The 12,219-nt window shown below is 43.1% G+C and carries 11 protein-coding genes; 4 read left to right on the top strand and 7 right to left on the bottom strand.

Annotation, left to right across the window (positions count from 1 at the left end; genetic code table 11):
* Positions 1–85: 85 nt before the first annotated feature.
* The 5 genes from F0229_RS08335 to F0229_RS08315 form a co-directional block, all read right to left on the bottom strand.
* A complete protein-coding gene (locus F0229_RS08335; protein ID WP_017060071.1) occupies positions 86–337 on the bottom strand; it encodes a hypothetical protein in 252 nt (83 codons plus the stop codon).
* A 21-nt stretch (positions 338–358) separates the two neighbouring features.
* On the bottom strand, positions 359–1,264 hold the full coding sequence (locus F0229_RS08330; protein WP_171732622.1) for a DMT family transporter: 906 nt from the start codon (positions 1,262–1,264) through the stop codon (positions 359–361).
* Between the two features lie 48 nt (positions 1,265–1,312).
* Entirely contained in the window at positions 1,313–3,004 is a 1,692-nt protein-coding gene (locus tag F0229_RS08325) for an SgrR family transcriptional regulator (protein WP_017069657.1), read from the bottom strand.
* A gap of 153 nt (positions 3,005–3,157) precedes the next feature.
* Positions 3,158–3,391, bottom strand: coding sequence for a DUF3389 domain-containing protein (locus tag F0229_RS08320; RefSeq protein ID WP_017064605.1), 234 nt, complete (start codon positions 3,389–3,391; stop codon positions 3,158–3,160).
* 95 nt (positions 3,392–3,486) lie between these two features.
* A complete protein-coding gene (locus tag F0229_RS08315; protein ID WP_017060067.1) occupies positions 3,487–3,912 on the bottom strand; it encodes a hotdog fold thioesterase in 426 nt (141 codons plus the stop codon).
* A gap of 188 nt (positions 3,913–4,100) precedes the next feature.
* Here F0229_RS08315 and F0229_RS08310 point away from each other — a divergent pair, with 188 nt between their 5' ends.
* Positions 4,101–4,889 (top strand): M48 family metallopeptidase, encoded by a 789-nt coding sequence (locus tag F0229_RS08310; RefSeq protein ID WP_004730934.1) that lies wholly within the window; start codon positions 4,101–4,103, stop codon positions 4,887–4,889.
* A gap of 85 nt (positions 4,890–4,974) precedes the next feature.
* On the opposite strand, the gene F0229_RS08305 is transcribed toward F0229_RS08310, so the two are convergent.
* Positions 4,975–6,057, bottom strand: a complete 1,083-nt coding sequence (locus F0229_RS08305; protein WP_171732621.1) for a site-2 protease family protein — start codon at positions 6,055–6,057, stop codon at positions 4,975–4,977.
* A 356-nt stretch (positions 6,058–6,413) separates the two neighbouring features.
* Between F0229_RS08305 and F0229_RS08300 the strand changes: the two genes are divergently transcribed.
* The 3 genes from F0229_RS08300 (at position 6,414) to F0229_RS08290 (ending at position 10,883) form a co-directional block, all read left to right on the top strand.
* The gene (locus F0229_RS08300) at positions 6,414–7,661 is read left to right on the top strand and encodes a porin (protein ID WP_102447387.1); all 1,248 of its coding nucleotides are present in this window, start codon (positions 6,414–6,416) and stop codon (positions 7,659–7,661) included.
* 14 nt (positions 7,662–7,675) lie between these two features.
* Complete coding sequence (locus tag F0229_RS08295) at positions 7,676–10,096, top strand: VolA/Pla-1 family phospholipase (protein ID WP_102578748.1); 2,421 nt, start codon at positions 7,676–7,678, stop codon at positions 10,094–10,096.
* A 229-nt stretch (positions 10,097–10,325) separates the two neighbouring features.
* Positions 10,326–10,883, top strand: a complete 558-nt coding sequence (locus tag F0229_RS08290; protein ID WP_017060062.1) for a PhnA domain-containing protein — start codon at positions 10,326–10,328, stop codon at positions 10,881–10,883.
* An 83-nt stretch (positions 10,884–10,966) separates the two neighbouring features.
* Here the strand turns inward: F0229_RS08290 and F0229_RS08285 are convergent, their stop codons facing one another.
* The gene (locus F0229_RS08285) at positions 10,967–12,118 is read right to left on the bottom strand and encodes a BamA/TamA family outer membrane protein (protein WP_171732620.1); all 1,152 of its coding nucleotides are present in this window, start codon (positions 12,116–12,118) and stop codon (positions 10,967–10,969) included.
* Between the last annotated feature and the right edge of the window lie 101 nt (positions 12,119–12,219).

Below are 12,219 nucleotides of genomic sequence, written 5' to 3'. Positions count from 1 at the left end.
ATGCCACACACAAACTGTGCTGTGGCATTTTTAGTTTCAACATTATTTTCTCGTTTATAATGATTGGTCGTTTCATCGTGACGGGTTATTTCATCGTTACCTTGCCACCAACAAACTTGTAGGCTGGCGTACCTCGAACCAAAGTGTCTCGCGCAAATTCAATCCCGCATTCAGGGCACACACATGGTTTTGTCGTGAAATCTTCAACGATACGCTCCTTAAAACATTTCACGAGTGCACCTTTGCCACCTTTCCGATACTTAAAAAGCTGCGTTTTGCATTTGGCACAGAAAATCTGAACCGTCTTGGTCGGTTGTTTCTTGTTTGGTTTAGCCATAGAAGTTAATGATTGAACTCTTTATTTCTTAAGTTTAGGTGCGACAAGAACCAAGCTTATCCCAAGAAGTATAACGGTTGATGAGACTATAAATTGCATAGTGACAGGTTCAGATAACAGTAATACGCCACCAAGTGTCGCGATAACTGGAACAGAAAGCTGTGCAATAGACGCAACCACGGTATTCAGTTTTTTCACTACGTAATACCACAAACTATAACCGATACCAGAAGCCACAGAGCCCGATATAACCGCGTAAATCAAACCTTGCTCAGTGATAGACACTTGCGTTAATGCATTAGGTATTAAAACTAATAAGCTCAATGCCACAAGGATAACTAGCGAGCTGAATCCAAAGTTAGCGGTGGTCGATTGCAGTGCGTTTGACGATGTCTTTCCTGCCAATGTGTAAATGCCCCACCCAATTCCGGCCAGAGACATCAAGATAATAGAAACTAAGTCGGGTGCTTGAGTCGATTCCGTTGGCATTAACAAATAAACAAGCCCTGCCACAGATAACAAACACCCGCCCCACTCAATGAGCGACATTCTGTTTCCAGAAAACAGGTGCGCGGCAATCATCGTAAATTGCACTGCGACAAACAACACCAGAGCACCAAGACCTGCGCCGAGCTCTAAGTAAGCAAACGAGAAACCAAACATATACACGAGCAGTGACAGTATTGACGTGAATTGAAACTGTGATTTTAGCCTTGTGTATAGCGATGTGTTGTTTGTTAACACACGTCTAGCTTTAGATTGGGAAGACAAAGTTAATAAAATCAGAAGCGTAAGCGCACCAAATAAGATGCGAACGATCGAAAAGCTCAAAGGATCGATCGTTTGATCCATTAAGGCCCAGCGACACAAAACTGAATTCGCAGCAAATGCCACCAGCGTAATAAATGTAACCATCAGAGTTTGCATCGTTTTTCCTAAATGAGTTATTTGGTCCTAATTGAGTTTTCTTAGATTTCAATCAACGTCAGGCTTCACCCAAACTTGGCTAAAGTCGAACCAACCTAATGCATTACATTTCGCGTTTTGCAACGTACCACATTGATCTTTATTGACGCCTAACCAGCAATGGAACATCGGGATCAATTGATTGCTTTGGACTAGTTGTTTACCTAACTGTCGTGCTGGGAATTGCTCGAATTCACCAGAACGCCAACGGTCAATCATGTGACACCATTGGTCGAAGTCCTCTGCCGGGCTAGATTCATCAAGAAAACTGTAGTCCATTAACCAACCAGCCAAGGCGTCGTCTCTGTTATTGGCGATGCCCATAGGGTTAATCCAAACATCAACATCATCGGCGTGCGGAGGATCTGTTTCGTAACCGTAAAGATCAACATCGACGTTGTATTGCTTCAGCACCGTGACAATCGCCTTTGCAAGCGTTGGGAACATTGGGTGTTGGCATTGATACGCTAATCTTATGGTAGGCTTCGAATCTGCTGGTGGACAAACGGGCACTTTTAACTTTATGTCATACCAACCGGGTTTTATCCCATAAGCGTGTAACACGCCCAAATCGATAACAGTCTCTTTTGGAATATGAACAAACAGATCCGCCGCATTCAACGCGTTAGATAAAAACTGTGCCCATGCAGGATCTTGTGCAATACCTTTCTTTCTATTGAGCAGTAAATACGTGCAGCCAGGATCGAGTTCTACTTCATCGCTATCGCCACGGTCGGCCATAACAGGCTTAGATAGGCTTGGGTAAACCATTGAAGAATAAGCCTCATCCACCACCCAAACTTCAACGCGATCAATTAACGGTCTAAAACCAAAATACCCATTAAAAGCGGTTAACACGAGTTGTTTCTCGTCGTTCTTTTCAATGCGATAAGGTCCCGTTCCAATCGGTCGAATATCGTAGTCTTCACCACGTAAAGTGATCGGTAATGTGACTTTAGCGACCGATTCCGTTAGTGCGAGCGGAAAATACTTGTCTGGACGTGTGAGAAAAACATCTACTACACAATTTGCAGGTGAAGAGACATCTTTGATATGCGAAAACATGTTGAGAGGTTCGAGTGCAAGCAGTGTATCCACAACATGATTGGTTAACAGAGGTTCCCCGTTATGGAAACGAACACCGGGTCTCAAGAAGAATCGCCATTGGTAATCGCTGATTTTTTGCCATGAATGAGCAAGATCGGGTTGAAGTTGGTCATTTTCATCTAGACGAGTCAACCCACTGAATACCTGACAAGCGATATGTTGCTCTGAACGACGCATCGATTTGGTTGGGTTAAGCATTGAAAGCGGCCGGTAATAAGGCAAACGAATAACTTGTTCGCCTTCTTGATACTGTACGCCCAAGTAGTTTTGAATAACTTGCGTGAGTTTGGCAGCATTGTGATCAAGCACTGACAGCGCCTGTCCAATTTTTCCTTCCTGCAAGTAGCGTCTTGCTAAGTTCTCGCTGACATCACAACGATTCTGTTTAAAGATAAGTTGAGATAACTTTCCTCGACCTGCTGCAGGTAACCATTCTACCCACCCTTCTTCTTCAAGCTTGTTGAGTACCATTCGGGCATTACGACGGGTACAACAAAGCACATCCGTGATGTCGTCGAGTTGAACATCAGAATCTTTACCATCGAAGTATTCAAACAGGGTTTCAAATTGAACGCGAAGTCTTGGGCTGCTCATAAAGAGGAAAACTTATTCAAAGGACATTGAATTCAGTTTCCCTATTTTATGGCATAAAATCAATATTACTGACACAATTTTATTGTGAATTATGAGTACGACATCCTAAGATGTTATTCAATCTTAAGGGTTAAGTGCCTTTACCGTAAAGGATTACATTACATCGCAGCCAATTTCATTAGCGATTTCACGGAGCTGCTGTTCATCGTCTAATTTTATCGACCATTTACACTCAGAACCGTTAGCTGAAATAACATTTGCCCCTTTTCCGATCAATTGAATTGCATCAACTTGGGCTTGCAGCGTGACTCTATGCTCCCCATCTAAACGAACAACCAATTCATGTGCGGTTGCGATGACTTTTCCACTTTTAAACGTTATGACCATGGGCTTCTCGGGTTACTTCTTTAAATACTGATTGCTTGTTCTAAGTACTGATTACTTCTTCTAAAGACAAAACCAGCGTACGACTGCCTAGTCTGTTATCGCTTATGTTTCTTAACGGCAATGGTTAAACGGCTGGTACAAACTAAGCGTTGACGATCATCAGTGATATTGATCTGCCATACTTGAGTAGAGACGCCCAAGTGAATAGGCTCAGCAGTACCAATGACATGCCCTTCACGCATTGACCTTACGTGGTTCGCATTGATATCGAGCCCAACGCAATAATAGCCTTCTGGTACGCAGAAGTTTGCAGCCAATGAGCCAAGCGTTTCTGCTAGCACAACCGATGCGCCGCCATGAAGCATGCCTAGTGGTTGGTGCGTAAAATGACAAACCGGCATGGTTGCCACTAAGGAATTGTCGTTTACTTCTGTGTAAACAATGTTGAGGTGCTCAATTAAGGTGTTTTTTGAGGTCGCGTTGAAGGTATCTAGGTCAACGGGCTTTTTCCAAATACTCATATGGGTTCCTTAATTATTGACTTTATTAGTGCGTGAATCGCTTTATTAGTAAGTGAATAGCTTCATTATCGTTAATAGTGATTTTAACGATAACCATGTTTTTAAATACAATACTTATCTTACAGCTCTTAGTTATTACGCAAGTTGATGTTAACATGCATAAAAACCGAATACACAGAGGATATTGTATGACGTCATGGATGAAGTTTGCCTCGCTTCTCACACTTGCAGGCCTAACCGCATGTAGCGCTTCCCCGACAGGAAGAAACCAATTACTGCTTTTTTCTGATCAAGACATGTCTCAACTTGGGGCACAATCTTTTGAACAAATGAAGAAAGAGCAGCCAATAAGTAAAGACGCGAAAACAAACGCTTATGTACAGTGCGTTGCAAATAGCATTACTCAACATATTCCAAAACAAGGCTTTAGTGAATGGGAAGTTGTTGTTTTTGATAGCGACCAAGTGAATGCATTCGCCCTACCTGGCGGGAAAATCGGTGTATACACAGGCTTACTCAAGGTTGCAGTCAATCAAGACCAGCTCGCAACGGTTATCGGACACGAAGTGGCTCACGTACTCGCTGACCACAGTAATGAGCGTCTATCTCAGTCTCAAATCGCTAATACTGGCTTATCTATTACTAGCGTCGCGTTAGGCGCATCAGAATACAAACAGTACCAAGGAATGACAATGGCTGCCTTAGGTTTAGGTGTTCAATACGGGGTTATTCTACCGTATGGCCGAACTCAGGAATCAGAAGCCGATGTTGTTGGTTTAGAATATATGGCTCAGGCAGGGTTCGATCCTAAACAGAGCGTCGACTTGTGGCAAAACATGGCGAAAGCATCAGGTGGTAGCCAACCGCCAGAATTGCTGTCTACGCACCCTTCCCACAGTACGCGTATCAAAGATCTACAAGCGACGATAAAAACGTTACCTCAATCGGGTTCACCAAGACCAAATTGCAAAGCGTAATTTTACATTTGTTTAGACGCTAAACTTCGAATACAAAAATGCCCTATCCATATTGGTTAGGGCATTTTTTTGTTTTTGATTCTTGTTAAGTACCAAGAATTTGCAATGGTAGGCTTAATAGCTGATCACCTGTAGATGCAAAATACCAGATAACACCGATCAAACTGCTCACTAAACCCACATACCAAACAAACGACACGACTTGACCGTATTTGTCTAATGGCAGCAAGTGACTGTGGTGACGCCCTTTCCATTCGAATAGTATTTCCACACTGCCCATGATCAATAAGAAACCAAACAAGGTTAAGTTCAACTGGTAACTCAATACAACGCCAGCAACGGCTGCTGCAACACAAAGCACAATGCCAAGCACACTGTTCATCGAAAAACTGATACTTTTCAGTACATGTCCGCCATCGAGAGGCAAAATCGGTAATAGATTAAACAGGTTTAATAACGCGTTAAATACCGCAAGCCCCGCGAAGAACATTTCGCCAGTCGCCCAGTACAACACCATAAATATCAACGACAATATCAAGCCAAACAATGGTCCCATGATCGAGATAACCACATCTTGCCAGCGCGTATTGATCTTTTCGTCGGATAACGCCAAGCCACCAAGGAACGGTATTAAATAGATGCCTTTGGTCTTCATGCCAAAGTATTTCATTGCTCTGATGTGGCCATATTCATGGAACATTAAACAAGCGATCAAGGCTAAAGCGAACTGAATTGAAAACAACCATGAATAGGCCGCTAAACTCGCAGAAGCAAGTACCACCTTGATTAGCTTGGCGCTTTTTAGCGCTTTCATACCAAGCGACACCAACCCAATTAGGCTAAAACGCTTCTCTGGTTTAGGAGCGAAAACAGGGGTTTGTTGCTCGATATCTTTGGTGTTTCGATTGCCTTCGGTAACGGTTTGGCCATTCACTGTCGCTTTATAGGTCATCTCAAACGGTTGCCACTGAACGGTCGCCTCAACGTTACACTGCAACGTTTCTTCACCTGCGCGCAGAGTAAATGCATGAGTTCGAGCATCATCTTGATCTGTGGTTGCGTCTAATTGGGACACCAAAGTATTGTCCCAATACAACTGTTGCCACCCTGCCATTGACCCCTCTAAACGAAGTGGTTTTCCAAGAAACTCTATCGCGAGTAATTCCAAACTTTAATTCCAATTTAATGACTATCAATATGAATCGATATTATGCCGATTTAGCGATTAACGGTAAACATAAACAAAGTTGTTACATATTGAGCAGTTGAACACTATTTATACCACCACCTAACATAAACATTCTGGTCACACCTCCAACCACCCATAAATCATTGATTGCAGTTATATTATTAGTGTTAGAGTGCTGCCCCTTAAAAATATTACTTCACAAAATGACAACTCATTCTTTGACTTTACATTAAACATAAATTTAACATGCCGTTTACATTAGAGCTTAAGCACCAACACAGCTCAGTGTGTTTTCAACAATAAGAATGAGATTTGATGCCCTAGGAGGGTCAAGGATGAAAACAATACAACGCTCTCTCGTTTCACTTTCTGTGCTATTTGCATGTAATTCACTTGCGGCTGGTTTCCAAGTTGCTGAGCACTCTGCCTCAGGTCTTGGTCGCGCATTTTCAGGTGAAGGTGCCGTAGCTGATAACGCGAGTGTACTAGCGAGAAACCCCGCCGCAATGACCCTATTTGACACAGCCCAATTTTCAGGCGCGGTTTCTATCGTTGATCCAGAGGTTAATGTGTATGACGTGGATAATAACGAACACTCAAAAGATGTAGCACCACTACAAGTCGTTCCAGCCGCGTATTACATCAGCCCGATCAACGATAAGTGGGCTTGGGGTATTGGTATGTTCACTAACTATGGTGTTGCTACTGATTACCCTGATGACATCTCGGCTGGTGATATGGCTGGTGATACGTCCCTGTTATCTGTCAATCTAAATCCAAATATTGCATATCGCGTTAATGAATCATTTAGCGTCGGTGCAGGTTTAAATCTTGTGTATGCGGAAGCTGAACTTACTCGCCACAAAGGTGAGCTAGCAGATTGGGTTGGTGGAAATCAATCTGACAAACTTATTGGCATGACTGGTGAAACTTTTGCCTACGGTTGGAACGTTGGTGCGATGTATGAGCTGAACGAAAACAATCGCTTTAGTATCGCTTACCGCTCTTCTGTTGATCTTGATTTCGATGACGGTGAATTCACCAGTTACGACTCAGGTAGGGCAACATCTCCCAAGGTTGATGGTCGCTTACAAATAGAGCTACCTGCAATCTTAGAGCTTTCTGCATTTCACCAACTTAACGAACAATGGGCAATTCATTACGGTTGGCAACAAACTGATTGGAGTACTTTCAAAGAGCTAAAAGCAACGAGTCCAGATTGTACCGATAACGGTGTGGCTGGCCAGTGCTTCTATAAACCAGAAAAATATGAAGACAACAATCGATATTCATTAGGTGCGACCTATAAACTAAACAGCAAGTGGACATTAAGAGCTGGTTACGCTTATGACGAACAAGCTGGTGAAGCAACGCTCAGTATCCCGGATAGTGACCGTATGTGGTACAGCGCTGGTTTCACTTATGCGTGGAGCGAAAACATGACTGTCGATGCCGGATTTGCGCTTGTAGTAAGTGATGAAGGTGAGTTCACAGAGACAAATGGTGCTCAGCAAGAAAGAACGTTCGAAGCCGAAGGTACCGCTTATCTTTCGTCAGTTCAGCTTAATTACACATTTAACTAAATCAGGGTCGCATCATGAAACGTAACTTTAAGATATCTCTATTATGTTCCGCGATTCTGCTAGCAGGTTGTGGTGACAATACTGAAAGCTCGGGGACAAGCAACCAACAACTCGAAGCTTATTTAGAAACTTCTTTAGCAAGAGCTACAACGCAAAAAATGCTCTTGCAAGGCAGTAACGCATCTGTTCCTTTAAGTAATAACCTATTATTCGACTCTACAGATGGAACGTTAGCGATCCCTACTGGTGGAGACGAGAGCATTTCAAACCCAAAAGCAGCACTGAACTATGCCGATGGTTTTTCGACAAGCATGCCAATTTACATCGAGTTTGAAGGTGATGGTTTTGGTGATACCCCTGGAGTTGTTACTTCTGGAGTTACATTGTTGAAGCTTTCAAAAAAGCTAACAGACACATCCACAGCGGCTCAAGTACCAACACCTGTTGCTAGCTCTGAATACACAGTTTACAAAGTAGGCTCAAATCTAGCAATTACACCGAATACTCCTTTTGATGAGAAGTCTGAATATTTGCTTGTTATTACTGATGACGTTACAGATGTAAATGGTAACCCAGTAGGTACATCGCAAAGCTATGCGGCTCTCAAAACAGCAACGAAAACATACACCACCGGAGATCTAGCGAGTGCGCAAACTTTAATTAAAGGCCAAGAAGCAATAGCAGCTGCTGTCGGTGTTGACGCCAATAAAATTGTCTATTCAGCTTGGTTCACTACAACTTCCGTTGGCGATGTACTTGCCTCTACAGCATCGTTGATTGGTGGAATGATTGATGCTGGAGCCCCACTTTCGACTTATTGGAATGGCAGCGCAAACCCAAATAGTGTCGATCTGTCAAACGCTTATAATCTTAGCCTAGATTCTTCATCAACAGTTCCGTTTGCCACAGCAATCGCTGCCGATGCAAACTTCAAGAAATATCTCGGAGATGATGACGCTACAGAAACTGCGACCTTAATTGGCGGAATAAACCTCCTCTACTCTAATGGTGGTATCAGTACTACAACTGTAAATGTGACTAAAGGTACCATTCAGCTTCCTTATTTCTTGGAAACAGATCCAAGTAAGTTTTCTGTTACACCATTTGCCTCAGCGTTGGACAGTTTAGCTGTTATCAAAAGCGCACTAACGGATAGCTCTACAAGTTCTTTCGTTGGTGGAGAGTTGGTTAAATTGGGATTAGACCCAACAAACCTTAGCGCAGCTGATGTCACGACTTTAATGGGAAAAACACTCACAAAGGACGCAAGTGGAACAGCTCTAGATAGTGATCGCATTGTCACTCAGTATTCACCAATACCACAAATTAAATCACTTGAAGCTGTTGATGTGCTTTTGTTTACACCCACAACTGGCACGCCTTCAGGTGTAGTCATTTATCAGCACGGTATTACCTCTGTAAAAGAAAACGCGTATGCATTCGCTGCTAATTTAACGGCCGAGGGTCTTGCAGTGATAGCGATTGATCACCCTATTCATGGCTCGCGTTCGCTTGCTGGCGGTGCTATATCAACTAACGATAATGCACTGTACTACTTGAATCTAAGTGCTTTGCCTGTTGCCCGTGACAATATTCGTCAAAGTGCGCTTGATGTAATAGGTCTTCGTATGGCACTTGAAAAAGTGGGTAATGATTTTACTGGTACACCATTAGCCGGAGTTGATGTAAAAGACACAACCGTTAAGTTTATGGGTCACTCATTGGGCGGCATTACCGGATTTACTTCTGTTGCTACATCAGAAATTGCTGGCACACATAAATTTAGCTCGGCGGTATATGCTAATTCAGGTGGACACATTGCTGAATTGTTGTTCGCATCGGAAACCTTTGGCCCTGAAATTAAACATAATTTGGCTAAACAGCTGAATACGGCTTACAAGGATTCAGTCGCGACAGCTTGTGCAACCAACAACATTAAAGATGGTGATTGTTACACCGCTTTTGCTAAGGAAAATCCAACTAGCGCCGCAGCAATTGAAACTGAATTAGTTGCATTTAAAGTCGCCGCTCAAACCCTTATTGACACGGTCGATCCACATTCACTAGCAAACACTGAGGACCTGTCATCATTTAGCTCTAGCTATCCAACGTTGTTGATACAGTCGCAAAATGATGAAACGGTACCAAACAATGGCAATGATGATAATGGTGCACCGTTATCATATACAGCTTCATTTGTTGGCTCTGAAGGGTTAGATTCGACGTTAGGATTGACTGACTCAACAAAAGCTAGCCCTTCAACTGGGAATCGTGTGTTTGTTCAATATAACGAAATAGCAAAGCACTCCACGATCATCGGACCGCAAGCAGACCTTTCTGATGCCACTCATACCCTATCAATGAGAGCTCAAGTAGCTGATTTCTTAGAATCGGATAGCCTTGATGCAGCAGCACCGGATGTTTTATTGGAATAACTAAGACTTAAGCTTTTTAACTAAACCAAATGCCAGCCTAACCGCTGGCATTTTTGTCTCTGTCGTTCGAACAAGTCCCCTAGTTGACCGTTTGCATAAAACTTTAAAACACAAATGGTTGATCTCAGCTAAAATTAATCAAGACAGAATACCGTACGACCTCTTTCTTTATTGTAAATAAAGTGGATAATAGCCCCGTAATTTAATACCTAATAAATGTGAGTCCATTATGTCTTCTGAAGCTACTATGCTAGAACGCTGCCAATCTAAATGTGAACTATGTGGTTCTGATTCTTCTCTTACTGCATACGCAGTGCCGCCACACAGCCACGTAACAGTGGATCACGGCATCATGGTATGTGACAAATGTCTTGGTGAGATTGACGATCCTAAAGATATCAACCACTGGCGTTGTCTGACTGACAGCATGTGGAGCCAGGAAGCGCCAGTTCAAGTAACGGCATGGCGTCAACTTACTCGTCTGAACACAGAAAGCTGGGCTCAGGACGCGCTAGACATGATGTACCTTGAAGAAGAAACATCAGTTTGGGCACAAATCGGCATGTCTGCTGATGACAAGCCTCTTGATGTGAATGGCGTTGAACTTAAGAAAGGTGACGACGTAACAGTAATCAAAGACCTGCCAATCAAAGGTACTAACCAAGTGATTAAGCAAGGTACTGTTATTCGTGGTATCAGCGTTGGTGACGATCCTAAGCTTGTTTCTGGTAAAACAAACGGCGGTCAATCAATGTACGTAATCGCTGAGTTCTGCCGTAAGAAGTAATCTTACTGTAAGAAAGTGATAGAAAACGAAAAGGCGCTAATTAGCGCCTTTTTTCTTGGAAAAATTCAACCTATTCCGTTGTTCTAGAAACCACTGCCTACGTTAAAGTAGATAGCGCGTTCTTCATGGCTTTGCGCATAATCCATCCCAAGGTGCAAACCGTAACGTCTCGCGATTTGGTATCGGAAGCCGACACCTCCGGCATTGACGGTACTGTCGTGGCTTATGCCGTTATCTTGCTTTGCAACCCCTGAACCGTAAAACCCAGACACCTTCCAACGATGAGTGATGCTATACGTCAATTGGCCTTGGATTGTTTCAATCTCATCTCCTTGGTACCGATAAGATGACACCCCGCGTAACGACACGTACGGTTTCGCTGTGGGTGATACAAACAGGTCTTGCTGTTCGAAGCTTTGATAATTTGCAGCCAAGCCTAACGTCCATTTATTGGTAATTGGGATATAGGCTTCGCCATCTATGTTCAAATTTCGGTAATTGTAATCACTGCCAATCGCATCGTCGTACACCATGTAATCTGCAGACAATTTGTAACCTTTGGTTGGATAAAATAAATTATCTCTTGTGTCATATTCAGCCTCCAACCCTAAGCCAGAAGTAACCGATTCGTTACCCAAAATTCGGTCTAAAACCATGTTATCAAATTCAATCTCAGACTTAGCTAATAACTGCTTTATTCCCAACATCCAAGGCGTATGCCCAATCCGGAACTGCACCTTTTGTGAAAGTACGGCTACCGAAGTTGACGTGCCTATTCTAAGGTCATGATCTATGGGGCCCCAGTTGATTGATGTGTACAAATCCAAATTCGCAACACCAAAGCCGCCGCCTCCTGTGTAACGAATGGAATCATTCATCCAAGATCGTCTATGGCCACCAAATACAAACCAAGTTTCGTTCTCTGTCCCTACTGCGCCCACTACTGACATTGCTGAGGGTACTAACTGCGCACCACCATCTATGGCAGAAAGAGCAGCTTGCTTTCTTTGTCGCTTTTCCTCATCCGTCTCATGTAAAAACAAACCAGCCACACCGCCGCCGTACCCCACCGCAGGCTCGGTAATCAAAATTGGGATAGGCAAAAAGCCATGTGCGTTTTCCGCAAGGTGATGCCCCATATCAAATTGACCATCAACAGGATCATAAAACGATGCGAAAGAAGATGTTGTAAATAAAAAGCAGGAAAGAATAATAATGCCGCCGCAGCGAGTCATAAAATTGGCCTCATAAAAAAGGCCGGGTAACGAAACCCGGTCGAAAGTTTGCTTCCTTGCAATAAACATAGAAATAAAACACTTATTGCCAATAAAGGGGG

The organism is Vibrio sp. AIC-3, assembly GCF_013114515.1.
Taxonomy (GTDB): domain Bacteria; phylum Pseudomonadota; class Gammaproteobacteria; order Enterobacterales; family Vibrionaceae; genus Vibrio; species Vibrio crassostreae_C.
This window is presented reverse-complemented; position numbering and strand designations above follow the sequence as displayed.